This is a genomic window from Halorubrum trapanicum (assembly GCF_002355655.1).
In the GTDB taxonomy this organism is placed as follows: domain Archaea; phylum Halobacteriota; class Halobacteria; order Halobacteriales; family Haloferacaceae; genus Halorubrum; species Halorubrum trapanicum_A.
Genome location: NZ_AP017569.1, coordinates 2,031,972 through 2,055,029, shown reverse-complemented (window position 1 = coordinate 2,055,029; position 23,058 = coordinate 2,031,972). Strand labels below are relative to the sequence as shown.

21 protein-coding genes are annotated in these 23,058 nt (G+C 68.0%); 8 read left to right on the top strand and 13 right to left on the bottom strand.

Features of this window, described 5'->3' with window-relative positions:
* Positions 1–45: 45 nt before the first annotated feature.
* From CPZ01_RS09980 to CPZ01_RS09975, 3 genes are all read right to left on the bottom strand, one after another.
* Positions 46–624, bottom strand: a complete 579-nt coding sequence (locus CPZ01_RS09980; RefSeq protein WP_096394633.1) for a DUF7344 domain-containing protein — start codon at positions 622–624, stop codon at positions 46–48.
* 593 nt (positions 625–1,217) lie between these two features.
* Complete coding sequence (locus tag CPZ01_RS15015; protein WP_157745953.1) at positions 1,218–2,225, bottom strand: hypothetical protein; 1,008 nt, start codon at positions 2,223–2,225, stop codon at positions 1,218–1,220.
* A gap of 260 nt (positions 2,226–2,485) precedes the next feature.
* A complete protein-coding gene (locus tag CPZ01_RS09975) occupies positions 2,486–2,743 on the bottom strand; it encodes a hypothetical protein (protein WP_004597269.1) in 258 nt (85 codons plus the stop codon).
* A 117-nt stretch (positions 2,744–2,860) separates the two neighbouring features.
* Between CPZ01_RS09975 and CPZ01_RS09970 the strand changes: the two genes are divergently transcribed.
* From CPZ01_RS09970 to CPZ01_RS09950, 4 genes are all read left to right on the top strand, one after another.
* Positions 2,861–3,727 carry an inositol monophosphatase family protein gene (locus CPZ01_RS09970; protein WP_096394631.1) on the top strand — a complete coding sequence of 289 codons (867 nt, stop codon included), beginning with the start codon at positions 2,861–2,863 and terminating at the stop codon, positions 3,725–3,727.
* 696 nt (positions 3,728–4,423) lie between these two features.
* Positions 4,424–4,954: a DUF5817 domain-containing protein gene (locus CPZ01_RS09960; RefSeq protein WP_096394629.1), complete on the top strand. Its 531-nt coding sequence runs from the start codon at positions 4,424–4,426 to the stop codon at positions 4,952–4,954.
* A gap of 69 nt (positions 4,955–5,023) precedes the next feature.
* The gene (locus CPZ01_RS09955; protein ID WP_096394627.1) at positions 5,024–6,040 is read left to right on the top strand and encodes a DUF7490 domain-containing protein; all 1,017 of its coding nucleotides are present in this window, start codon (positions 5,024–5,026) and stop codon (positions 6,038–6,040) included.
* On the top strand, positions 6,037–6,519 hold the full coding sequence (locus CPZ01_RS09950; protein ID WP_096394625.1) for a hypothetical protein: 483 nt from the start codon (positions 6,037–6,039) through the stop codon (positions 6,517–6,519). The genes CPZ01_RS09955 and CPZ01_RS09950 overlap by 4 nt, the downstream gene beginning before the upstream one ends.
* 76 nt (positions 6,520–6,595) lie before the next feature.
* Here CPZ01_RS09950 and CPZ01_RS09945 read toward each other — a convergent pair whose 3' ends face one another.
* Both CPZ01_RS09945 and CPZ01_RS09940 read right to left on the bottom strand, forming a co-directional pair.
* On the bottom strand, positions 6,596–6,991 hold the full coding sequence (locus CPZ01_RS09945; RefSeq protein WP_096394623.1) for a hypothetical protein: 396 nt from the start codon (positions 6,989–6,991) through the stop codon (positions 6,596–6,598).
* A gap of 100 nt (positions 6,992–7,091) precedes the next feature.
* Positions 7,092–7,931 carry a Rieske (2Fe-2S) protein gene (locus CPZ01_RS09940; RefSeq protein ID WP_096394621.1) on the bottom strand — a complete coding sequence of 280 codons (840 nt, stop codon included), beginning with the start codon at positions 7,929–7,931 and terminating at the stop codon, positions 7,092–7,094.
* 223 nt (positions 7,932–8,154) lie between these two features.
* Here CPZ01_RS09940 and ppc point away from each other — a divergent pair, with 223 nt between their 5' ends.
* Positions 8,155–10,857 (top strand): phosphoenolpyruvate carboxylase, encoded by a 2,703-nt coding sequence (ppc, locus tag CPZ01_RS09935; RefSeq protein ID WP_096394619.1) that lies wholly within the window; start codon positions 8,155–8,157, stop codon positions 10,855–10,857.
* Between the two features lie 303 nt (positions 10,858–11,160).
* On the opposite strand, the gene CPZ01_RS09930 is transcribed toward ppc, so the two are convergent.
* The 4 genes from CPZ01_RS09930 to CPZ01_RS09915 all read right to left on the bottom strand — a co-directional run bounded on the left by CPZ01_RS09930 (position 11,161) and on the right by CPZ01_RS09915 (position 14,839).
* Positions 11,161–11,616, bottom strand: a complete 456-nt coding sequence (locus CPZ01_RS09930; RefSeq protein ID WP_004597278.1) for a 30S ribosomal protein S19e — start codon at positions 11,614–11,616, stop codon at positions 11,161–11,163.
* 131 nt (positions 11,617–11,747) lie between these two features.
* On the bottom strand, positions 11,748–13,091 hold the full coding sequence (hmgB, locus tag CPZ01_RS09925) for a hydroxymethylglutaryl-CoA synthase (protein ID WP_096394617.1): 1,344 nt from the start codon (positions 13,089–13,091) through the stop codon (positions 11,748–11,750).
* Positions 13,092–13,316: 225 nt separating this feature from the next.
* Complete coding sequence (locus tag CPZ01_RS15010) at positions 13,317–14,555, bottom strand: hypothetical protein (protein ID WP_157745951.1); 1,239 nt, start codon at positions 14,553–14,555, stop codon at positions 13,317–13,319.
* A gap of 95 nt (positions 14,556–14,650) precedes the next feature.
* Positions 14,651–14,839: a hypothetical protein gene (locus CPZ01_RS09915; protein ID WP_096394613.1), complete on the bottom strand. Its 189-nt coding sequence runs from the start codon at positions 14,837–14,839 to the stop codon at positions 14,651–14,653.
* A 187-nt stretch (positions 14,840–15,026) separates the two neighbouring features.
* Here CPZ01_RS09915 and CPZ01_RS09910 point away from each other — a divergent pair, with 187 nt between their 5' ends.
* Positions 15,027–15,752, top strand: coding sequence for a nucleoside phosphorylase (locus CPZ01_RS09910; RefSeq protein WP_096394611.1), 726 nt, complete (start codon positions 15,027–15,029; stop codon positions 15,750–15,752).
* 30 nt (positions 15,753–15,782) lie between these two features.
* Here CPZ01_RS09910 and CPZ01_RS09905 read toward each other — a convergent pair whose 3' ends face one another.
* Positions 15,783–16,229 carry a UPF0179 family protein gene (locus CPZ01_RS09905; protein ID WP_096394609.1) on the bottom strand — a complete coding sequence of 149 codons (447 nt, stop codon included), beginning with the start codon at positions 16,227–16,229 and terminating at the stop codon, positions 15,783–15,785.
* Between the two features lie 133 nt (positions 16,230–16,362).
* Between CPZ01_RS09905 and tmcA the strand changes: the two genes are divergently transcribed.
* The gene (gene tmcA, locus CPZ01_RS09900) at positions 16,363–18,753 is read left to right on the top strand and encodes a tRNA(Met) cytidine acetyltransferase TmcA (RefSeq protein WP_096394607.1); all 2,391 of its coding nucleotides are present in this window, start codon (positions 16,363–16,365) and stop codon (positions 18,751–18,753) included.
* Positions 18,754–19,240: 487 nt separating this feature from the next.
* Here tmcA and CPZ01_RS09890 read toward each other — a convergent pair whose 3' ends face one another.
* Together CPZ01_RS09890 and CPZ01_RS09885 are read right to left on the bottom strand one after the other, a co-directional pair.
* Positions 19,241–19,570: a 4Fe-4S dicluster domain-containing protein gene (locus CPZ01_RS09890; RefSeq protein ID WP_096394603.1), complete on the bottom strand. Its 330-nt coding sequence runs from the start codon at positions 19,568–19,570 to the stop codon at positions 19,241–19,243.
* 93 nt (positions 19,571–19,663) lie between these two features.
* Positions 19,664–21,436 (bottom strand): glutamate--tRNA ligase, encoded by a 1,773-nt coding sequence (locus tag CPZ01_RS09885; protein WP_096394601.1) that lies wholly within the window; start codon positions 21,434–21,436, stop codon positions 19,664–19,666.
* Positions 21,437–21,825: 389 nt separating this feature from the next.
* On the opposite strand from CPZ01_RS09885, the gene CPZ01_RS09880 reads away from it, so the two are divergent.
* Entirely contained in the window at positions 21,826–22,065 is a 240-nt protein-coding gene (locus CPZ01_RS09880; protein ID WP_096394599.1) for a hypothetical protein, read from the top strand.
* A 40-nt stretch (positions 22,066–22,105) separates the two neighbouring features.
* Here CPZ01_RS09880 and surE read toward each other — a convergent pair whose 3' ends face one another.
* The gene (surE, locus tag CPZ01_RS09875) at positions 22,106–23,008 is read right to left on the bottom strand and encodes a 5'/3'-nucleotidase SurE (protein WP_096394596.1); all 903 of its coding nucleotides are present in this window, start codon (positions 23,006–23,008) and stop codon (positions 22,106–22,108) included.
* Positions 23,009–23,058 lie beyond the last annotated feature (50 nt).

Below are 23,058 nucleotides of genomic sequence, written 5' to 3'. Positions count from 1 at the left end.
CACGTGAGAGACCCCGAAGTCGGCGGTTCGTCGTTGCGTTTCCAGTCACTCCCGCTCGCGCAGTTCGGGCGGCTTCTCCAGATTCCCCAAACGAGCGCGCTCGCCGTAGTAGTAGTGGAGCGCGGCGGAGACCGCGAACGCGGTGACGACGAAGACGGCCGCGGCGGTCGCGTCAAGCGCGGCGAACAGGGGAGCCTCGACCGCGACGGCGACTTGGACGAGCCCGGCGAGCACCGCGAGCCCGAGGTAGTAGAGGCTCCACGGGATCTCGCGTCCGCGCAGCACCTCGATGTACACATCGAGGTCGTCGAGCGTCGGGGTCGGCTCGACGACCTTCGCCTCGTCGTCGTACTCCACCACGTCGTGCTCGTCGAGCTTCGGCAGGTGGGTGCGCGTGAGGACCGTGTGGACGTTCCGGCGGTCGTCGTAGTCGATCGTCTCGGGATCGACCCCGCGCTCCCACGCAGTGATGCGCGTCGAGAGGTCCGCGACGTCCATCGGCTCGCCCGCGTGTTTCAGCGCGTGGATGGTGTACCGGCGGCGGCGGTTCGCCAGCAGTTCGAAGATCGTTTCCTCCGGCAGCGATACGTCGCTCGTCGTTCCCAGCGGCGTCGTCGAGAGCATCGTGTGGCGTGCGCCGACCGAGATCGTGAGTAGATCTCCTGTTCGGCGTTTTACACGATACTGTGCGCTGGGCCACATAAATCGATCCGATACTTGATCTGAGAGGATCTGATTCTCGCCGGTTCTTCCGGTCCCTACGACCGGGTCAAGCGGTGCTTGAAACGGTGAATTCCGGGGTAAAACCGGCAATTCGAGTTCGTTTCCGTGATTCGACGTGATTTGGGGTTTAGGTCCCGGTCGAGGTGGGATCAACCGGTACCTGTGGCGCTTCGAGGTCGCGTCGTGACTGGTTTCGGGTGCGCATACGATACTTTGAGCGTGTCATAACGACATTGGATAGGGTGGCTCTGTTGAAACCCTCTTCTTCATAGATATTCTCGCCTGAAACAATCGGTCGATGAGAGTTGCATATTGATTTCTTGAACATTATCAGTCAGCAGGGATATGAAAACAGGCGGCTAAATACCGGCATGGATTGTTCAGTGTAGTTGCTGAGTTCACCACCTACAGTTGAATGTAATCCCTCAAAATATCAAAATTTCCATAAAATAAGTATAGCTGCCGCGGACCGGCTCCGCGGCGTCAGCCAATAATTACTCGGCCGCGGTATTAGAGTCGCCAGTAACGCCGGAGTCAGAGCCGAGATTTTGCGCACTCACTCCGAACTGCGCGGTTTCCACGATGATACCGACATGATCCGTGTTGTTTCGAAGAACGTTATACGGAATCCCTGCACCATCACTGTACGAGTCGAAGCTCTGGTAACCATCTTCTCCCTCCATGACAAGCCGTGAGTTACCTTCGTCAATATCAGACTCTTCTAGCCCGTCAATCTGTTCTACAGCAATAGATTTCTGTTCACTATCTGCGAGATTGCTGAACTCTTCTTCATCTGCCACGTCCTCAATCTGGTCATAATCAACGCGATATTTGAGCTGACTCAGGTTTGGACGCTGAAGTTCAATGGTGTATCGGAGTTGAACGGTCGTTGTCTCAGACGATCCATTTCCGGCATCATCGTTGTTGTTGTCAAATGGAGCCGTATCGCTTGCTGCACCGTAGTAACCGGCGTTTTGATCCGGGAAGTTATTCTGCGGCGTCGGGCCGCTACCGACGGGTTCAGACCCGTTCACGTAGTTCTCCGCGGACCCAAGGCTCGTCCCTGAAAGGAAGGAACTCAGGTCGGCGTCCCCGTAAGAGCCCCAATTCCATCCATCATAGTCGGGACGGCCTTGTTCGTCAGCGATGACGAGCGGCCCCAGACCCCCGTTGTTACTGTTTGGTCGGCTGAAGGTGCCGCTAGTTCCGATGTCTTCTGCACTTAGCCACGGCGTCGCACGGTAGATCGGCTGCCAGTCACCACCAGCGACCTTTGCTTCCAAAAGCCAGAAGACCTTCCCGACTGCATCGTCCAGACCGGACCAGTTGACATTAAACGCGGGATCAACAGTAACTTTACTGACATCCCCACGATCATTTGAGACTGTACTGGGCCCAGTAGCACTGATACTGACTGTAGACGCAGCCGCCCCTCCAGTCATCGACACCACTCCCGCACCACCTGCTACGGTTGCTGCTCCAATACCTCCGACCAGCTTCATAAATTTCCGTCGGTTACTCATGGATTTGCGTATTGTTTCGTGCTATCCGTCTGCTCCTGTTGACATCGCAGCAGAGGCATGACACACGGATAGCACGTACTATCACAAATGATTTCCAATAGTATGGTTATTAACTGCCAGAAGGACGTTGAGTAGACCCAGAAACCAGTCAAGTCCTTCTTGAATGTATTCAGACCTCCCTTTAATTACCCGGACTCTTTATAACGGGATTTGATACTATAGTTTTGTTACGTCTAATCTTACTCCCCGCCATCGGTGTACGCCCAGTCGTCGAGCACGCGCTCGGCGACCGCGTTCGCCTCCGCCGGCGAGGGACAGGAGCCGTCGACGACGTCCTGACAGAGCTCGCCCGCGAGGTCGTACACCGCGGCCCCGTCCGCGCGCTCGGCCACGCGCTCGAAGGTGGGCCGGTAGCCGGCGGCGGCGCGCTGACCGATCTCGTCGAGCGAGGCGTCGATGGTGTATTCGAGCTGACGGACCGCTTCCTCGGGTTCCATATCCGATTCACCGACCGCGACCCACTTAAAGGTACTCGGATTCGAAACTGAGTTAATTTCGGCTCCTCGCCCGCGCCGAACCGACGTTTATACGCGTCGGGGGCGTCGACTAGGGCCATGACCGACGAAGCCGAGCGCGGCGCCGCCCCGGGCGACCGCGCCGACGAGCCCTCCCCCGTCGCGGACCGCGCGGACGATGTCGCCGAGCGTGCTGCCGTCGCGAAGCGCGCCGCGGAGGCGGGCGCCGCGGTCGCGCACGAGCACTTCCGGAGCGACATCGCGGTGGAGACGAAGGGCGAGGACGACGTAGTCACCGAGGCGGACCGCGCCGCCCAGCGCGCCGTCATCGCGTCGATCCGCGAGACGTTCCCGGACGACGCGGTCGTCGGCGAGGAGGAGGACGAGCGCAAGACCGTGCCCGACGACGGCCCCGCGTGGGTGATCGACCCCATCGACGGCACGAACAACTACGTCCGCGACGTGCGGATCTGGGCCACCGCGGTCGCGGCCGTGGTCGACGGCGAGCCCGTCGCGGCCGCGATCGTCGCGCCCGCGCTCGGCGACACCTACACCGCCGACGCCACGGGCGCGTACCGCAACGGCGAGCCGATCGCGGTGAGCGACGTGGACGAGCCCCGCGACGCGGCCGTCGACCCGACGATCTGGTGGGCCTACGACGCCCGCGACGAGTACGCCCGCGCGTGCGAGGCGATCGTCACGCGCTTCGGCGACATGCGCCGGCTCGGCGCCGCGCAGGTGGTGCTCCCGACCGTCGCGGCCGGCGGGCTGGAGGGGACGATCACGAATCTCCGCGCGAACCCGTGGGACACGGTCGCGGGGGTCTTCGTGATCCGGCAGGCGGGCGGGCGCGTGACGGATCTGGACGGAAACCGCTGGCGGCACGACTCGAAAGGGCTCGTCGCCTCGAACGGCGCCCTCCACGACGCGGTGCTCGCGGCCGCGAACGAGATCGAATCGGACTGATACGTGGGGTTCGGGGTGGTTTTTGATCGATTCTCGGTCAGCGGTTGATGAGGCGAGACCGCGGATCACTCTCGGCAGAACACCGCCAAAGCCCCAGCCGCTCGCTTATAAATAGCCGACAGTAGATCGACGACGAACACTCCCAAAGCCCCAGCCGCTCGCTTATAAATGACTGGTAGCGGATCGGCGGTGAGCGCCTCCAAAGCCCCAGCCGCTTACTTATAAATGACTGGTAGCGGATCGGCGGTGAGCGCCTCCAAAGCCCCAGCCGCTTACTTATAAATGACTGGTAGCGGATCGGCGGTGAACTCCTCCAAAGCCCCAGCCGCTTACTTATAAATGACTGGTAGCGGATCGGCGGTGAACGCCTCCAAAGCCCCAGCCGCGAGGACTTGCGCGACTCGCTGTGCTCCTCAGTCGCTCGCTCCGCTCGCTCCTTGCGGTGCTTGCGTCGTCGTGCTTCGTCCTCGCGGCTGCCCCTTTGAGTCCCACCCCGCACCGCGACCGCACAGCACCTCACACCTCCCCAGCCTCGCGGCTCCCTCCGCTTCGCTCCGGTCGCCGCGTCCCTCGCGCGTGCTGCTCGGCCGCGGGGCGGCCTCGCAGGCACGCGCCACCGCATCGTGTGAGGTGTTCGCGGGCGCGGCCGCGTCTCGGAGCCGAGGGTTCAAATTCGGGGCCGGCGAATCCCCTCGTATGTACGCGGTCGTCGGCTGTAACGAGTGCGCCAACATGTGGCTGGTGACGGACCCGGAGACGAGCGAGACGGCGCAGTGCTCGCGGTGCGGCAAGACCCACCGGACCGCCAAGCTCAAGCGGTTCTTCGAGTCCGAGGACCGCGCGGCCGCGCGGGAGGCTCGGTCGGCGCTCCTCGCGAAGAAGCGCGGCGACAGCGCCGCGTTCGCGGACGTCGACCACGTCTCGGAGCTGGAAGCCGCCGTCGAGGACGCCGGCATCGACGACCGCGAGTACCTCGAAGCGTCCGGGCTCGACGCCGACGCGGTCGACGAGGCCGGCGAGCGCGCGGAGGGCGGCGGAGGCGGCTCGCGGAGCCGGACCGAGGTCGTTCGCGACGCGGTCGACGCGGTCGACGACCCCACCGAGTCGGCGGTTATAGAGCGGGCCGCGACGGAGGGAGTTCCCGCCGACGCGGCCCGCGAGATCCTGACCCGCCTCGCGCGCCGCGGCGAGGTCACCGAGTCGAACGGGCGGTACCGCGTCCTCTGAGACCGGTTCCGGACCGCCCGGAGCGAATCCCGGACAAAGCACTTATATCGCGGTCGTGAGGGGTCGCGTATGGACACCCGCACGGCCCTCCTGGCGGCGGCCGCCGCCCTCCTCGTCGCGAGCGCGGTCGGCGCCGTCGCCGCGCCCGGCGCCATCAGCGACCCCCGAGCGACGGACGAGCCGCCCGGGCGGATCGATATCGCCGGCACGACCGTCGCGCCCGGTGACGTGCGAGGCGAGACCGCGGAGCTCCGGCTCGGCACCGACCTCCGCCACCGCGGCGGGACGGTCGAGAACGTCACGGTGCGCCACCGCGCGATCGGCGCCGAGTCCGGCCTCCTCGTCGACGAGACCACGGTCGAGGTCGGCGACGTCGACATCGACGGCGAGCGCACCGTCAACGGCACCGTCACCGTCGAGCGCGAGGGCGGCTACCGCATCGAGACGGTCGTCTTCGCGGACGATCAGCGCCGCGAGCAGCAGACCACCCGGATCGCCGGCGTCGCGGCGCTCACGCCCGACTACGCGGACACGCAGGTCGGCTTCACCGAGGGGACGGTCTGGCCGACCGTCGCGGTGAGCGTCGTCGAGGCCGACAACGAGACGGCGACGCTGTCGACCGCCGTCTCGGTGACGAACCGAGGCGACCAGGCCTCCGACGACGTCGAACTCCGCCTCTACCTCCGGCAGGCGGAGTCGAACGTGATCGCCGCGGAGGCGACGGAGACCGTCGGCGCGGTCCGCCCCGGCCGCACCGACACCGTCACGGCGACCGTCGAGGTCCCGAGCGGCTACAACTACTACGTCGACGCCGCGCTGTTCGACGACGACGTGCTCGTCGACGAGACGCAGGGCGTCGCGAACCTGAACCCGCGGGAGACGATCACCGCGAACGAGACGGTCCGCGACGTCCAGTTCTCCGTCGAGGACTTCGAGCGTGACGACGTCGGCGGCGAGGGTGGTGACGGCGCCGACGCCGCACCGCCGGGCGACGGCGCCACTGACGGCTCGACGCCCGGCTTCGGCCCGCTCGTCGCGCTCGTCGCGCTCGTCGTCGCGGCGCTGACCGCGCGGAGGCGACGATGACGGACGACCGGCCCCTCGACGGCCCGACCGACGATCCGGACGCCGACGAACCGGCGACGGACCCCGCGACCGACGACGGCGACCACACCCCCGACCCACCACAGCCAATGACAGACGACACCGACGCGACCGACCGCACGGACCCCGAACGCACGGCGACCGCTCCCGACCGCACGGCGGCGGACGCCGAGGACACCGACGCGAACGGATGGACGGAGCCGGTCGACTCCTCGGGCTTGGACCGCCTCTCGACCGACGACCTCCGCGGTCTGCTCGACCGCGTCGGGCTGGCCGCGCTGTCGCTGCTCGCGGTCGTGGCCGGCTGGGGCTTCTACAGCCAGTCCGGCAACGCGATCCGCACGTGGTTCGACCCGGCCTACCAGTCCGTGGCGCTCGCCGTCTTCAACCTCGCGGTCCTGCTCGTCGCGCTCGCGGGCGTGACCCACCAGCTCCGCCGGATCCGGTCCAGCGAGCCCTGACGGAGGACGGGCTCGACCGACGAACGGGCTCGACGGCGCGCGCGGCCCGAACTGTTTGGCGGGACGCGGTGTCGAGCTACTCGTCGGGGATCTGGTCGGTGCTGGCCGGGATCTGTTCCACTTGTCCCGCGAGCGTCGCGGCGTCGCCGGCGACGGTCGAAGGCTCGACGCCCGCCTCGCCCGCGACCAGCCTGACGTGCGCGGCGAGCAGCGCGAGCGCCCGGAGCCCGGCGCCGTCGGCGTCGTCGTCGGTGCGCTGGGCGAACGTGGTGTCGACCTCGCCGTCGCGGACGACGCCGACGTGGACCGCGTCGACGTCGTCGCCGTCGAGGAGGTCGCGGGCGCGGGCGAGCTCCGCCTCGAAGTCGTCGTCCGCCGACGCGCTCTCGGCGGCGTCCGTCGAATCGTCGGCGGTCTCGGAGCCGTCGGCTCCGGCGGGCGCGTCGGCGTCTGCGGGGTCGTCGTCGCTCATGTCGGTCCCTCGGGCGAGCGGCGTGAAAAGCGCGGCGGGGACCGTCGGCTGTGCGGGACGCGGATCGGGAGGTGAGAAAATCAGGGACGAGACGGACGCGTTACTCTTCCGGGCGGGGCCGCGCGATGAACAGCGCCTCTTCGATGGTGAACGGGTCGTACGTCGACTGGTGGCAGACGCAGTAGGTCCCGTTGGCGGCGTCGTAGCGGGCGGACTCCTCTAGCACCTTGTAGCCCGGGATACAACAGAAGTGCGTACAGACGTTGAGGTACGCCATGAACCCCTGGTCGGTCGACGCCTGTAGCCACTCGTCGTTCTGGGCCGCCTCCTCGATCTGGGGCGAGCGGATGACGATCGCGCCGAGGTTCGTCTCGGCGTCCTCGGAGCGCCACGTGACCGACGCCGGCTTGCCGACGCCGTCGCTGCCGATCCCGTTGCCCCACTCGGTGTAGTCCGAGAAGTCGTCGATGTGGATCCGGTCGCCGCCCGAGTAGGTGTTCGACTGCCAGTCGTACGGCGGGGCGCTCGCGGACCGGAACAGGTTGTCCGACTCGAAGTTCGGCTGGACGTTCTCTTGGGACTCGACGCCGCAGTACTGGAACCACGCGCCGGAGTAGGTGAATCCGCCGAGCTCCTCTTGGGCGACCTCGATCTCCTGTCCCTCCTGGGTGACGGTGGTCGTCTCGGGCCAGATTCCCTCGATGTAGCCCTCGTCGGTGACCTGGACCGGAATCTGCGGGAGCCCGCGGGGCGCCGGACCGCCGGTCTGTGCGATCGTCTTCGCGATCGTCGACCCGCCGCCGACGCCGCCGGCGGTCGTCAGGGTGTTCACGGTCGCCGACCCCATCGCGCCGACCCCCGCGAGGGCCGCGCCGCCGACGACGCCCTTCACGAAGCGTCGCCGCCCGGACTCAGACGGATACTTGTCGGACGCACTCATACTCGCACCTGGGGTTGGATCGGTAAAAAGGGTGACGAACCCTCCACCGGCGCGAGAATCGGGGTCCTCATCGGCCAACACCGACGCCTCGAGTCGGGCACCGATGGCCGCGGCGTCTCGGCGCCGGTCACACAGAAACGTTCGTGAACGAATTTACTCGAAACCGAGGCAAACATTCGTTCAGACCGCGGTTTTAACCGATCGCGACCGCAGTGTGCGTGGTATGAAGTTGCACAATCGGGACGTGCGGACGGACGTTCGGGAACTCGGGGCGCTGGTGGGAGACGTCTTGGCCGCGCAAGCCTCGACCGAGGCGTACGAGACGGTCGAGACGCTACGGAACGCGGCGATCGACTACCGGCGGGGCGACGCCCCGAACCGCGACGCCCTCCACGAGGCGGTCGACGATCTCTCGACGACCCGCGAGGAGGTCGTCGCCCGCGCGTTCACGACCTACTTCGAACTGATCAACCTCGCCGAGGAGCGCGAGCGCGTCCGCGCGGTCCGGAACGCCGACGACGGGACCGCCCTCCACGACTCCTTCGACGCGACGATCGCCGAGTTCGCCGAGGCCGGCGTCGACGCCGACGAGTTAGAGGAGCTGCTCGCCGACGTGCTCATCGAGCCGACGTTCACCGCCCACCCGACGGAGGCCCGGCGATCGACCGTGAAGTCCAAGCTCCGTTCCATCGCGAACCACCTGGGAGAGCTCGACGAGCGCAACCTCACCGACCGCGAGCGGCGCGCCGTCTGGCGCGACGTCACCGCCGAGGTGACCAGCCTGTGGGGCACCCGACAGGTCCGCCAGCGGGCGCCCGAGCCGGAAGACGAGGCGCGAAACGTCCAGTGGTACCTCGAGAACACCCTCTTCGACGTCGTCGGCGACGCCTACGAGGAGTTCGAGGAGACCATCTCGAAGGAGTACGACGACGTCGACTGCCCGAAGCTCTTCGAGTTCCGCTCGTGGGCGGGCTCCGACCGCGACGGCAACCCGTTCGTCACCCCCGAGGTGACCGACGAGACGCTCGAACGCCAGCGCGAGATCGCCGTCGAGAAGTACCGTGACCGCTGTAAGCGGCTCTCGGCCGTGCTGAGCCAGGACGGCGACCGGTACGCCGCCGGCGACGCGCTCGCGCGCTCGCTCGCGGCCGACGCCGAGCGGTTCCCGACCGTCGTCGAGGAGGCCCGCGAGCGCTACCCCGACGAGCCGTACAGACAGAAGCTCCGGCTGATGCGCGAGCGGCTCGACCGCGTCAACGACGTCCGGCCGGGCGAGTACCCCGACGGCGACGCCTTCCTCGACGACCTCGACGTGATCGCCGAGTCGCTGCGCGAGGACGGCCAGGAGTCGGTGCTGGAGTCCTTCGTCGAGCCGTTCCGCCGGCAGGTGGACACGTTCGGGCTCACGCTGGCCTCGCTCGACTTGCGCGACCACCGCGAGAACCACACCGAGGCCGTCGCCGAGGCGGTCGCCACGGAGGGGGTCGACTACGAGGGGATGGACGAGTCGGAGCGCGTCGACTTCCTCACCGAGGCGATCCTTCAAGAGGAGCCGGTCGTCGACGTCGACGAGCCCGGCGACGTCTCGGAGACGACCGAGCGCGTCCTCGAACGGTTCGAGTCGTTCGCGGAGTGGCAGGAGGAGTACGGCCAGCAGGCGATCGACACCTACTGCATCTCGATGACGGAGGAGCCCAGCCACGTGCTGGAGGTGCTCTTCTTGTCCGATCAGGTCGGCGTCGTCTCCCTGCCGGACCACTGCGCGGTCGACGTCGTCCCCCTCCTCGAGACCGAGTCCGCGCTCAACGGCGCCGAGCGCATCCTCGGCACCCTCTTCGAGAACGAGGCGTACGCGAAGGCGCTGGAGGCCCGTGGCGAGGTCCAGGAGGTCATGCTCGGCTACTCCGACTCCAACAAGGAGAACGGGTTCCTCGCTGCCAACTGGGACCTCTACGAGAACCAGCGCCGGATCGCCCGGTTCTGCCGCGAGGAGGACGTGACCCTCCGGCTGTTCCACGGCCGCGGCGGCTCCATCTCGCGCGGCGGCGGCCCGATGAACGAGGCGCTGCTCGCGCTCCCGAACGAGACCGTCACCGGACAGGTGAAGTTCACCGAGCAGGGCGAAGCGATCGCCGAGAAGTACGCCAACCCGCGGATCGCCGAGCGCGAGCTCGAACAGATGCTCGACGCGCAGATCCGCGCCCGGAAGGAGGCGAACGAGGAGCCGGTCGAAGACGTGCCCGACCGCTGGGTCGAGGCGATGGAGGTCATGGCGCCCGCGGCGCGCGAGACGTACCGCGACCTGCTGAACGCGGACGGGTTCGTCTCCTACTTCGAGCAGGCGACGCCGATCAGCGTCGTCGAGGACCTCAACCTCGGGTCGCGGCCCGCCTCGCGCTCGGGCGAGCGCAGCGTCGAGGACCTCCGGGCGATCCCGTGGGTGTTCTCGTGGACCCAGACCCGGCTCATCCTCCCCGGGTGGTACGCGATCGCCTCCGGCATCGACGCCTACCTCGACGAGGTGGGCGAGGAGGAAGGAATGGAGACGCTCCGCGAGATGTTCGACGAGTGGCCGTTCTTCCGGACGACGCTCGACAACGCCTCGCTGGCGCTCGCGCGCACCGAGCCGGAGATCGCGGCCGAGTACGCCGACCTCGCCGACGACGAACTCCGCGAGCGCTTCTTCCCCGAGCTGGTCGGCGAGTACGAGCGCGGGCGCGAGCTGGTCTTAGAGATTAGCGGCCGCGACCAGCTGCTCCGCCGCGAGTGGCTCGAAGAGAGCCTCGACCGGCGGAACCCCTACGTCGATCCCCTCAACCTCCTCCAGGCGAACCTGCTCGGGCGCACTCACCGCACCGACGAGGAAGAGCGCACCCTGCGGCTCACCGTCAACGGCATCGCCGCCGGGATGAAGAACACGGGATAGCGCGACCGCGCCGGTCGAACCGAGCGGACACCGCCCGCGGTCCCCTTTTCGCTTCGTCGACGTCCGACGCGATAGCCTCACCTCTCGCTCCCGATCGCGCGAACCGACGGCACGGCGTTCGCACGAACGGGCAGGGTGCGGTGCCGAACCAATTCTATATAGCGGAATACAATATAATCCGACGATCGGCGGAGACTACCGAGCGGCGGGGAGAAACGACGAAACGTCACAGATCAGGCGTCTCGGCGGCGCTGGGCGGGGCTGCGGCTATCGAATTTCGACGAAAACGAACAGAAAGACGGTCTACGCGTAGCGTTCGAGTTCCGGGCGGTCGAGGTCCTCGAAGACCTCGGTCGCGACCTCAGAGAGGAACGCCTCGCCCTCGTCGGAGACGCGGCGGCCCTCGCCGCTCGCGGTGGTGACGAGCCCCTCCTCTTCGAGCGCCTGAAGCGACGAGCGGATGAGCTTGCGGGAGCCGCCCTCGTGCTCGCCGGGGCGAACGACGTAGCGGTTCGAGCCGCGCTTCTTCGAGCCGTACTCGGTGGCGAGCCGCTCGATGCCGATCGGCTCGTTCTGGGCGACCTTCCGCAGGAGGCTCGCGGAGCGGACGTACCAGAAGTCGTCCTGCTCCGGCGGGAGCTCCTTGCCGGCGCCGGTCTTGGCGAACTCAACCCAGTCGGGCTCGTCGATGCGGTCCTCGAGCCGTGCGGCGACGGCCTCGATGAGGTCGTCGGCCGGCACGTCGTAGATGGTTACCATTGGGTGTCGATTCACGCCAGCGTCGTTTAAAACCATCGTATCGTGTACGGCCCGTGTGAGCCGTTTTCACGGGGTTTCGGGCCGCTGCGGGCGACTCACGGATCGGAGAAACCGGGCAGATACGACGCGACCTACTCGACGTATTCGTACTTCCGCTCGTTCATCCGCCCCCAGCCGGTGAAGACGAACTCCCCGTCCGGCTGGGTGAACTCCTCGATCTCGCGTTCGACGTCCATGTCGTACTCGTGGACGTCGTGGACGTCCTCGTACTCGTCCCACGCGAGGTCGTAGCGGGCGTCGAGCTGGGCGTCGATGTCGAGCCCCTCGATCTCGGCCCGCCACCCCTCGCGGATCGTCTCGGCGTGGATCTCGGCCTGCGCGCCGGAGCCGTAGGAGGCGACGAGCAGCGTGTCGCCGACGAACTCCCGGTCGCGCTTCAGCGCGTCTCGCAGGGCGCTCACGCGGGCGATATGGACGGAGCTGGTGTACCAGTTACCGACCTCGCGGGAGAGCCCGAGCGTCGGCTCGACGGCCGTGTCGTACCACGTCTGGTACTGTTCGGTGGTCTTCAGCTCGTCCATGTACCCGCGGATCGCCTCCTCGTAGGCCTCTCGGTCCTCGTACTCGGCTTCGCGGGGCTGGCGGCCGATCTCGTCGGCGAGTGCGTCCTCGTGGGCGGTGTCGCGGATGACGTGCCGGTAGGCTAAGAGTGCCGCCTTCCGGACCATCCCCGGGAACGGCGTGTGGAACGGGGCGTACGCGAAGTCCTCCAGCTCGATGTCGTCGGTGACGGACTCGTAGTCCTCCAAGGCCTCGCGCATCCGAGAGAGGTACACCTGGACCGAGCGCTTCCCGTCGACGCTGGGGAACTGCTGGTTCGGCTTGAGGAAGTCCGTCTCGTCTTTCGACCCGTAGCCCTGATCGGTCGAGAGTTCGACGATAGACGGATCCTCGTCGATCAGCATCGCGACGGCGCCGGCGCCCTGCGTCGCCTCGCCCGGGTCACCGCGGGCGTACAGCGCCGTGTCCGTGGTGATGACGATCGCCGGTCGGTCTCGGTTCCGCCCCGCTCGGATCCAGTTGTACGCGTCGTCTATCGCCTGCGTGCCGGCGAGACAGGCGAACTTGCGCTCCCCCTTGTTCGCGTGGGTGAAGTCGCCGTCGTACACCTGTTCGAGGCAGCCCGCGATATACGTCGACACCGGCTTCGAGTGGTCGAACGCCGACTCGGTGGCGACGTCGATCCGGCCGACGTCCTCGGGTTCGAGCCCCTTCCGGTCCATCAGGCCCTTGGCGGCGTTCGCCCCCATCGTGACGATGTCCTCGTACACGTCGGGGAACGAGGAGTTGTTGAGCCCGAGTCCCTTCGTGTACTTCTCGGGGTCGTCGCCTTTCTCCGGCGCGAACGTCCCCGGCAGGTCGAGCTTGAGCTTCCCGGTCCAGATCTCGATGCCGTCGATCCCGACTGCGGTCATACACGGTCGTTCATGCGGCCGGCATATGGGTGTGTCGATAGTGGTTTACGTCGATTGTGGAAGTAGTTCCGGAATCGTATAGTGTTCCAACTACATTACAATCAAGACTTTGTTTAGACGGTTAGACCTAGTCAGCCTGAGGACTGTATTATAAGATACCAACAGGAGCCGGCGCTAAACAGAGGAGCATAAATTTCACTGAGAGGATTTTGCGAAATTAATGTTCTAATTACAAGTAAAATCGTTCAAATTTAACTCACTACCTCCACCAGTTAGATCGCTATCACTAGTACAGGTCGTATAGATATCTCCAGTCGCATCTGATAGTACAATAGTTACTCCGATACTGCTCGGTCCCATATTACCACTCCCTGTATCAAAGATCCTATTGAAGCTACTGTTCATTGAGATTTTCCTCGAATTTGTGCTTCCATCGTTATAATCGAGTTCTATTTCGATATCCCCATTTGAGTCAACATTATCGATATTTCCACTTACGCTGACCTCTCTGATCGCGTCCTGACCGTTATTATAATCATCAACAGTTGCGGTAAGCGTATTGAAAGATGGATTGTTATTCATTGGGGGGTCAGGATCACTGGCGCCCTCACTTTTGTCCGCTGGGCCAACGTTGTCTTTCGCCGTCTCCCCAGCCGGCTCTGATTGGATTCCGACCGAGTTCACGGTGACGTTGTCCGGGCTATCCGCCTGAAGCAGTAGCGCTGATACCTCGCTCGACGAGGGGTAAGCGGAGTCGTCTATGCCCTGATACGTGATAGAGCCGTTGTCAATCGACTCGTTCCAGTAGCCATCTCCACTCCCTAATCGTGTCGGGATTCGGATATCAAGCGTCCCATTCAATTCCGACAGGTTGCTGGCGTTGGTCGTCGGGTATATTTCCACAGCGACCCTCCGAGTGCCGGACGCGCTGAACTCGTTCTGGACGGCGGTCAGCCTGAGCGTGTCGTTGTCGACCAAGATGTTCTGGTCCTCGATGATCACAGCAGGACGGTTTGAGCCCGCCTCAGCGAGGTACAGAACGGAGTTGTCGTACCACGTCGACCCCGATTCGAGCTCGTTGTACCGCGGCCGGTACTCGATGAACCGCGTCGAGACGTTCACGGTGGTGCCGGAGTCGTCGCGGATTGTGATGTTGTACGCGTCGCTCGTCCGTAGCGTTCCCGCCGGGTCGGGTGGGTTGATCGTGAACGTCCGGGTCTGGTAGTTCGTGCCAAGTTTCACGTCGACGAACTGCGGACGCTCGGAGCTCCCGGCCGATAAGATTCCGTTCCTGAGCTCAACGAGGTCGTTCCTGACTTCCTCGAAGTGCTGAAACTCGACCTCCGCGTTCTCTTGCGGCACGATCTGTACCTGATACAGCGAGAGCGCCAGGATCAGAAAGCCGAACAGCACCACCGTTCCGACCACGACCGACTGGCCCCGACGGTCGCGATTGAATCGCATTATCCGATGTCGACGCCGAACGGGTATAAAATCCTCCGTCCGGGCTCTCAGTCGCGATACTCGGGTTCGCGCGGTCAGAACCTGGACGGACCCGCTCAGTCGCCGTCCGCCCGCCGGTCCGTCAGCCACGCCGACGCGACGGCCACGACGCCGGCGAACCCGCCGAGCAGCACCGCCTGCGTCCAGTTGAAGTCGAGCAGCGTTCCCGCGACCAGCGCGACGACGAGGAACGCGATCGTGAGGGCGCCGAGCGTCGAGACGAGCGAGGCGTCAGCGTCGGGCATATTCGAACTGGGAGTTATCGGGCGATAAATCGGCCGATCCGGGCCGATTCCGTCCGTCTCGTCGAGAGGAGGTTGACGGCATCTGGACCCGATTATAAATTTCATAGCGCGATATTAAATCCGTCTCGCGCCGATACCCCGCCCGCCGACCGGTCCGTTTTTGCGCGCGGCGGCTGTCCCCGCTCGTATGGCGAAACAGCCGCACCTGCTGGTCGAGGAGGGCGACGTACACGACATCGCGGTCATCCCGGGCGACCCGGGCCGCGTCGACCGGATCGCGGACCTCTGCGACGACAGCGAGGTCGTCGCGCAGAACCGCGAGTACAAGATCGTGAACGCGAGCTACGAGGGGACCGACCTCACGATCTGCTCGACCGGGATCGGCTGCCCGTCGGCCGCCATCGCCGTCGAGGAGCTCTCGCGGGTCGGCGTCGAGACGTTCGTCCGGTGCGGCACCTGCGGGGCGCTCCAGGCCGACATGGAGGTCGGCGACATGGTCGTCGCGACCGGCGCGGCCAAGGAGGAGGGGACGAGCAAGCGGTACGAGGACGAAGTGTACCCGGCGGTTCCCGACTACGACGTGCTCACGGGACTGGTCGGGGCGGCCGAGGACAACGACGAGGAGATCCACGTCGGGCCGATCGTCTCCGACGACGCGTTCTACAACGAGGACGACGCGTACGTCGCCGACTGGAACGACGCGAACCTGCTCGCGATCGAGATGGAGGCCGCGACCGTCTTCTCGCTCGCGCGCCGGAAGGGGCTCGCGGCTGGCGCCATCTGTACCGTCGACGGCAACCTCGTCGCTGGCTCGCAGAAGGGCGCCGACTCGGACGACGAGCTGCCGGAGAAGGCGAAGGACAACGTCGAGCGCGCGATCCGGATCACGCTGAACGCGATCACGTCGTTGTAGCGCTCCGGACGGTCGGCCCGCTCCGACCGCTCACTCCTCCGCGCGGAACTCCACGAGCGTCAGGTCGCGGTCGAGCGCGCACGTCTCGTGGGGCGGTTCGCCGAGTACCTGGTCGATGACGCGCTCCTCGTCGAAGTCGGCGCCGTCGGGGACGCAGTAGCCGTGGCTCGGGCACTCGGTGTGCGGGCAGGGACCGGCGAGCGACGCCTTGCTCCCGGCGTACGCGCGCTTCGAGGGGACGTTCGCGGGGACTGGGGCGGGCTCGACCTCGACCGCGCGGACGCCCGCGTCGTGGACGGCGCAGTCGAGCGTCTGGGCGTTCTCGCGGATCCCGGTCACCCGGTAGCGGGTGCCCTCTGAGAGGTTGAGGCACTGGCCGCGGTAGGGGCACCCCTCGCAGTCGGTCGATTCCCCCTCGTAGACGAACTCGCGGCCCACGTCCGCGAGCCGGGTCCCGATGAGCGTGACCGTGGTCATGCCCGGAGCGACGCGCCGAGCGTCCGTAAGCCTCCCGCCTTCGCGGGCGCGCCGCCGAGGCGACCCGGTAACGAGGACGACGGCGGTCCGGAGGGCAAGACACATGTCCGCGCCTCGGCAACGACGGGCGAAGATGATCGCGGGAGTCGCGCGCGACCTGCGCGCCGAGGCCGAGCGAACGAACGATCGGCGCGTCCTCGTGCTCGCCGGCGACCGCGACCGCGCGGTCGACGCCGCCTACGACGCGGTCGAGTCGCTCGGGGTCGACGACGGGGACGTCACATTGGTCACGACGCGCGAGGGGTTCCGGTTCGAGGAGGTGCGCCCGCGGAACGCCGACGAGCTACTGGGGCGTACCCGCGAGGCGGTCGTCCTCGACTGCCACGAGCGGTTCGTCCCGAACGCGCTCGGCCGCGCGGTCGGCGCGGTCGACGGCGGCGGCCTCCTGATCCTGCTCGCGCCCGCGCTCGACGACTGGCCCGGGATCCGCGACCGCTTCGACGACTCGCTCGCGGTGCCGCCGTACGGCCTCGACGACGTGACGGGGCGGTTCCGCGAGCGCCTCGTCGGAACGCTCCGAACGCATCCCGGTATCGCGGTCGTCGCGCTCGGAGCGGGTCCGGAGGGCGACGCCGTCGAACGCGACGGCCTGACGGGGGCGGGAGGCTCGGAGGGCGACGCCACGGACCGATCCGATGCGGTCGGCGGGGGCAGCGACCAGAGCGCGCCCCCGGGGTCGGCGTTCCCCGCGACCGCGTACGGCGCCTGCCGCACGGCCGACCAGGCGCGGGCGCTGCGGGCGTTCGAGTCGCTCTCCGAGCCCGGCTCAGCCGTCGTGGTCGAGTCGGACCGCGGGCGCGGGAAGTCGAGCGCGGCCGGGCTGGCGGCCGGCGCGCTCGCGCTCGCCGGGAGCGACGTACTCGTCACCGCGCCCGCGTTCCGGAACGCCGCGGAGGTGTTCGCCCGGGCCCGAGAACTGATCGCGGCGGAGACGGGGGGAGACGCCACCGCGAGCGAGCGGGACGACGGGGGCGGTCTCGACGGCGACCGCGACCGCGACGAGCGCGAACTCCGGACGCCGGCGGGCGGCCGCGTCCGGTTCCTGTCGCCCGCGGCGGCCGCGGCGGCAGCGGGAGGGGCGGACGCGGCGATCGTCGACGAGGCGGCGGCGCTCCCGGTGCGGCTGCTGGAGGGGTTCCTCGACGCGCCCGCGGTCGCGTTCTGCACGACGGTCCACGGCTACGAAGGCGCGGGCCGGGGGTTCTCGGTCCGATTCCGCGAGCGGCTGCTCGACTCGCGCTTTTCGGTCCGCGACGTGCGGCTCGACGAGCCGATCCGGTACGCGCGCAACGACCCGGTCGAGGCGTGGGCGTCGCGCGCGCTCCTGTTGGACGCCCGGCCCGCGGTCGACGACGCGGTCGCGGACGCCGCCGTCGAGGACGCGACGTATCGGGCGCTCGACCCGGAGGACCTGCTCACCGACGAGACGCTGCTCGGCGAGGCGTTCGGGCTGCTCGTCGCCGCCCACTACCGGACCGAGCCGAACGACCTCGCGCGGCTGCTCGACGCGCCGAACCTCCTCGCCCGCGCGCTCGTCGCCGACGGCCGAGTGGTCGCGGTCGCGCTCCTCGCGCGCGAGGGGGGACTCAACGCCGAGACGCGGCGCGGGATGTACGAGGGCGAGCGCGTCCGCGGGAACATGGTGCCGGACGTGCTCACGAGCCAGCTGCGCGACGAGGCTGCGGCCGAGCCGCGCGGCCTGCGGACGGTCCGGATCGCGACCCACCACGCGCTCCGGGACGCGGGGTTCGGCTCGCGCCTGCTCGACGAGGTCCACGCGGAGTTCGGCGGCGAGCGGGGGGCCGGCGGCGAGGACGACGGCGACGAGAGAGGAGCCGGCGACGGCGACTTCGACTACTTCTCCGTCGGCTACGGCGCGACGCCGCGACTGCTCCGCTTCTGGCGCCGGGCGGGCTACCGCACCGTCCACCTCTCGACGAGCCGGAACGACGCCTCCGGCGAGTACTCCGCGGTCATGCTCCGCCCGGAGACCGCGGCCGGCCGCGACCTGCTGGACCGCCACGCGGTCGCGTTCCGGGACCGCGAGCGCGACGGGCTCTCGGACGCGCACCGCGACGTCGACCCGGACGTGGTCCGCGGCGCGCTGCGGGCGTGTTCCGCCCCGGTCCCGGTCGACCTCACCGAGACCGAGTGGCGCTCGGTGGTCGGCGCGTCGGTCGGCCCGGGGATGTACGACAGCGCGCCCGGCGCGTTCCGCGACCTCGCGCTCGCGGCGCTGATCGAGGGGAGCGGCGGCGACGGCGTCGACCTCGACGACCGCGCGGAGCGCCTGTTCGTCCGAAAGGTCCTCCAGGGTCGGCCGTGGGCGGAGGTCGCCGACGAACTCGATTTCGTCTCGACGAGCGCGTGTATGCGCGCCCTCGGCGACGCCTTCGTCCCGCTCGTGGAGCGGTACGGCACCGAGTTCGCGCGCAAAGAGCGGGAGCGGTTTATAAGCGACTGAGCGGACCGGCGACGACTACTTATAAATAGATCCGCGGTGGCGCGTGCCGGCGAGCGGCCGGAGCGAAGCGACGGCCGCGAGTCGCACGCGCGAGGGAGTCGCTGGCGGCGGAAGCCGCCAGCGACGAGGCTGGGGAGGCGTGAGGTGCTGTGCGGTCGCAGCGGGGTGGACTCAAAGGGGCAGCCGGGAGGCCGCCGTAGGCGACGCAAGCACTGGAACGAGGGAGCGAACGGAGTGAGCGACCGAGTGAAGCGCGCAGCGAGCGTACGGCGGCCTCCCGGCTGGGGCTTTGGCGGTGTTCACCGCCGATCCACAGTTAGCTGTTTATAAACGAGCGGCTGGGGTTTTGGCGGTGTCCACCGCTGATCCACAGCCGACCACGTACAGCCGAGCGGCTGGGGCTTTGGCGGTGTTCACCGTCGCTCCTCAGTCAACTACTTATAAAAACTCGAACGACGGAAACCGTCCCTACACCGACAACGACTACTTATAAGCGGTTCTCGCGCCCGGGATCGACGTCGATCGCGTCCACGGGGCAGACGTCCACGCAGAGCATACAGTCGATACACTGGTCCTCGTCGGCGGGGTTCGCCTTCCGCTCGGACTCCGGATGCCCCGGCGTCTCGACCCACTCGAACACGTCGACCGGGCAGTCCTCCAGACACGCGCCGTCGGCGAGACAGATGTCGAAGTCGACCGCGACGTGGGTCCCGCGGATCCCCTGCTTCTCCGGCGGTTCGACGGGGCCCCAGACGGCGACCCCGTCCTCCTCGTCGACCCGCTCGCGGTTCACTTCGAAGTTCGAGTCGATGGCCATCGTTGCCCCCGCTTCGCCGGTCGCGGGTTTAAAGCCCGCGACGAACGGATTCGGGCGGCCGGGCGGAGCGCCGCCGACCGGCCGAACGGCAGTTCACGGATGCGCGTAGTACGCCAGCAGGTCCTCGGAGCCGTCCGGGCCGTCGTCCTCGTCGGTCGCCTCGGGGTCGAACGCGTCGATCCGGGCGAAGCCGACGCGCACGAACTGGACGACCGTGTCGGGGTCGACGTCCGCGAGCGCCGGCTCCGCGATCCCGCGCACGTCGCCGTCGACCGTCCGCAGGAGGGTGTCGAGCCCCTCGTCGGCGGGCGCCCAGTGGACCACGTCCACGTCGCCCTCGCGGACGATCTCGATGTCGGCGTCGAGGAAGGCGAGCTCGTCGCCCTCGTAGCGGACGGGGCCGTACCCCTTCAGCCAGACGCGCTCGCCCTCGGGCGGGAGGTCGGAGGACTCGACGACGACGCGGCCGGCTGGCACCTCGCGCTCGCCGCGGTCCGGGTGTTCGGGGTGGAACCGCGGGTGGCCCGCGTCGGGCGCGGGCGCGTCGCCGTCGACGACCGGGAGTTCGACGGCGGGGTCGTTCTCGCGGTCCCGGACGAAGAAGTAGCGGTTCGCGTCGTCGTCGATCAGGTCGCGGTTGTTCGCGTAGACGGACGACATCGCGAGATCGACGTCGGAGGTTGACATCCCGAGGTCGGTCATCGAGTCGACCAAGGCCTGCCCCTGAATGCCGCGACGCCGCATCGACTGGATCGTCGGCGCGCGCGGGTCGTCCCAGCCCGTCAGCTCGCCGTCCTCGATCAGCCCCTTGATCGTCGACGTCGACAGCTTCACGTCGTACTCGTCGACCTGGACGTGGCCCCAGTGGAGCACCTCGGGGTACTCCCAGCCGAAGTAGTCGTAGACGAACCGCTGGCGCTTCGCGGAGTCCTGGAGGTCGATGCCGCGGATGATGTGGGTGACGCCCGTGAGGTGGTCGTCGACGCCGGACTGGAAGTCGAGCATGGGCCAGCAGCGGTACTCCGCCGCCTCCTCGCGCGGGTGCGGCGTGTCGATCATCCGGAAGGCGACCCAGTCGCGCAGCGCGGGGTTCTTGTGCTCGATGTCGGTCTTCACGCGGAGGACCATCTCGCCGGAGCCGTACTCGCCGTCGACCATGGCCTCGAACTCCTCGCGGACCGTCTCGGCGTCCTTCTCGCGGTGCGGGCACGCCTCGCCCGCGTTCTTCAGCTCGGAGAACGCCTCGCCGGAACACGAGCAGGTGTACGCGCCCCCGAGGTCGATCAGCTCGCGGGCGTGGTCGTAGTACGTCTCCAGCCGGTCGGACGCGTAGACCACGCGGTCCGGCTCGAAGCCGAGGTACTCGATGTCCGCTAAGATGGCGTCGTACGCGTCGAGGTCGGGCCGCTTCGTCTCCGGGTCGGTGTCGTCGAACCGGCAGATGAACTCCCCGTCGTACCGCTCCTTGTACGTCCCGATGACGGCGGGCATCCGCGCGTGACCGACGTGCCACGGGCCGTTCGGGTTCGGCGCGGCGCGCATCACGACCTCTCCCGCCTCGGCGTTCGGGAGGTCGGGGAGGACGCGGTCGTCGGCCTCGTCGTCGGCCTCCAGCTCCGCGAGCTTCTCCGGCGCGAGCTCGCCGAGCCGCTCCCGGCGCTCGGCCTCGTCCATCTCGCCCACCCGGTTCACGACCGGGCCGAGGACGCCCGGAATCTCGTCGCCGTGCGGGCGGAACTCGGGGTTCTCGCCCATGAGCGGCCCCATGATCGCGCCCACGTCCGGGTCGCTGCCGTGCTTGAGCGCGTTGAAAAGCGCCGCGGCCTCGCCGGCCGCCGCGACGCGCTCGCGGAGTTCGTCGTCCATACGGTTCGCTTGTCGGGGTCGGGTCAAAAGCGCCGCGAAACGGCGGGGAGGGGCGGGTCCCGGGCTCGCCGCGTCGGCGAGGCGCTGCGAACGACGGCCGCCGCGACGCGCCGTGACGGCGGTCCGGGACGGCGGGTAGGGGCACTCGACACGAAGCGCTCGGAGCGGCTTAAACGACCGAGACCGTTCACGGGGGTAACGGCCCGCTACCGGCGTGAACGGTCGAGAGGCTTTTCACCGGCCGCCTCCGATCGGCGCGGTCGGTCGCCGCGGCGACCGGGCGTCGACGCCGGGCGGACCGAACGGGTTCGTCGCCTTGATGGTCGGCGGGAGCGTGGTGGGCGCATGAGCGTCGCGCCGGGAGCCGTCGGAACGCGAGGGGGAGCGCGGTGGTAGGACCCATCTCCGAGGCGGAGCGGGAGGCCGGAAACCGGAAGATCAAGCTCGTGCTGCTCGCGATCGTCACGGCCTCGCCGCCGCTTATCGCCCTCCAGTTGGACCCGTCGCCGATACAGCTGCTGGCCGGGGCGGGGCTCGGGTTCTGCCTCGGGCTCGTGGTCGTGTGGTACCTCGGACGGCTCGCGGCGGAGTTCGCCGGCAGCGGGCGGCGGCCCCGTCGGCGGCGCTGAGGTCGGCCGTTCGCGCTCCCGTTTCCGCGGCGGCGCCCCGTCAGTCGGCGCCCGTCTCCGCGCCCCGGGCCGGCTCGACGAGGTCGCCCGCCTTCTCGCCCGCGACCGACCGGGAGCTCGACAGCGGCGAGATGCTCACCTCGCCCTCGACGGCCGCACGGCGGTCCGAGCCGGGGTCGTCCTGAACGTTTCCGCGCAGGAACTCGCGCCAGAAGCGGTCGCGCAGCTCCATCCCCATCTCGCCGCGCCGCTCGCCGAACTCCCAGCCCTCGGGGACGTTCTCCTCGTCCGGCCCCTCCTCGCCCGGGCGGAACTCGATCACGTCGAAGCCGCGGGCGGGCTCGGTCAGGCGGTAGGTGGGGTCCGCCGCCGCCTCGTCGTCCGCGGCCGGGACGTTGACGTTCAGCACGTCGGCGCCGAACGGGAGTTCGAGGCCGCCGCCCGCTCCGTCGCCGGCGTGGCTCCCGGACTCGGCGCGGTCGATCAGGTCGGCGACGACCTCGCCGGCGACCGCGAAGTCGCCGTTGTCCAGCGTCGGCGGCACGGGGAGGTTGCCGCGGTCGTACAGCGAGACCGCGATCGCGGGCGTGCCGAGGAAGGAGGCCTCCATCGCGGCGCCGACGGTGCCGGACTGCCCGAGGATGTGGGCGCCGATGTTCGGGCCGTGGTTACAGCCGGAGACGACGACGTCGGGGTCGAGCCCGAGCGCCACGTCCGCGACCGCGACGCAGTCGGCGGGGGTCCCCTCGACCGCGTAGCCGCGGTCCGTCTCGGTGTAGTCGACCGTCGTGTCCCACCACGAGCGCGCGCCGCCGACGCCGGACTGGTTCGTCGCGGGCGCGACGACCGTCACGTCGTAGTCGCGCGAGAGCGCGTCCGCGAGCGCCCGGATCCCGACGGCGTCGATCCCGTCGTCGTTGGTGAGCAGGATCTCGGTTGGCATGCGTCACCCTGCGAGGGGACGGGAGAAAACGTCGCCGGTCCGCGGCGAGG

Excerpts from the sequence above, each read along its gene's own strand:
- CPZ01_RS09950 (WP_096394625.1), top strand. The coding sequence starts at position 6,037 with ATGACGGACGACCGGCCCCTCGACGGCCCGACCGACGATCCGGACGCC.
- CPZ01_RS15015 (WP_157745953.1), bottom strand. The coding sequence starts at position 2,225 with ATGAAGCTGGTCGGAGGTATTGGAGCAGCAACCGTAGCAGGTGGTGCG.
- CPZ01_RS09945 (WP_096394623.1), bottom strand. The coding sequence starts at position 6,991 with ATGAGCGACGACGACCCCGCAGACGCCGACGCGCCCGCCGGAGCCGAC.
- ppc (WP_096394619.1), top strand. The coding sequence starts at position 8,155 with ATGAAGTTGCACAATCGGGACGTGCGGACGGACGTTCGGGAACTCGGG.
- CPZ01_RS09890 (WP_096394603.1), bottom strand. The coding sequence starts at position 19,570 with ATGGCCATCGACTCGAACTTCGAAGTGAACCGCGAGCGGGTCGACGAG.
- tmcA (WP_096394607.1), top strand. The coding sequence starts at position 16,363 with ATGATCGCGGGAGTCGCGCGCGACCTGCGCGCCGAGGCCGAGCGAACG.
- CPZ01_RS09885 (WP_096394601.1), bottom strand. The coding sequence starts at position 21,436 with ATGGACGACGAACTCCGCGAGCGCGTCGCGGCGGCCGGCGAGGCCGCG.
- CPZ01_RS15010 (WP_157745951.1), bottom strand. The coding sequence starts at position 14,555 with ATGCGATTCAATCGCGACCGTCGGGGCCAGTCGGTCGTGGTCGGAACG.
- CPZ01_RS09905 (WP_096394609.1), bottom strand. The coding sequence starts at position 16,229 with ATGACCACGGTCACGCTCATCGGGACCCGGCTCGCGGACGTGGGCCGC.
- CPZ01_RS09960 (WP_096394629.1), top strand. The coding sequence starts at position 4,424 with ATGTACGCGGTCGTCGGCTGTAACGAGTGCGCCAACATGTGGCTGGTG.
- hmgB (WP_096394617.1), bottom strand. The coding sequence starts at position 13,091 with ATGACCGCAGTCGGGATCGACGGCATCGAGATCTGGACCGGGAAGCTC.
- CPZ01_RS09930 (WP_004597278.1), bottom strand. The coding sequence starts at position 11,616 with ATGGTAACCATCTACGACGTGCCGGCCGACGACCTCATCGAGGCCGTC.
- CPZ01_RS09975 (WP_004597269.1), bottom strand. The coding sequence starts at position 2,743 with ATGGAACCCGAGGAAGCGGTCCGTCAGCTCGAATACACCATCGACGCC.
- CPZ01_RS09910 (WP_096394611.1), top strand. The coding sequence starts at position 15,027 with ATGGCGAAACAGCCGCACCTGCTGGTCGAGGAGGGCGACGTACACGAC.
- CPZ01_RS09970 (WP_096394631.1), top strand. The coding sequence starts at position 2,861 with ATGACCGACGAAGCCGAGCGCGGCGCCGCCCCGGGCGACCGCGCCGAC.
- CPZ01_RS09915 (WP_096394613.1), bottom strand. The coding sequence starts at position 14,839 with ATGCCCGACGCTGACGCCTCGCTCGTCTCGACGCTCGGCGCCCTCACG.
- CPZ01_RS09955 (WP_096394627.1), top strand. The coding sequence starts at position 5,024 with ATGGACACCCGCACGGCCCTCCTGGCGGCGGCCGCCGCCCTCCTCGTC.
- CPZ01_RS09980 (WP_096394633.1), bottom strand. The coding sequence starts at position 624 with ATGCTCTCGACGACGCCGCTGGGAACGACGAGCGACGTATCGCTGCCG.
- CPZ01_RS09940 (WP_096394621.1), bottom strand. The coding sequence starts at position 7,931 with ATGAGTGCGTCCGACAAGTATCCGTCTGAGTCCGGGCGGCGACGCTTC.
- surE (WP_096394596.1), bottom strand. The coding sequence starts at position 23,008 with ATGCCAACCGAGATCCTGCTCACCAACGACGACGGGATCGACGCCGTC.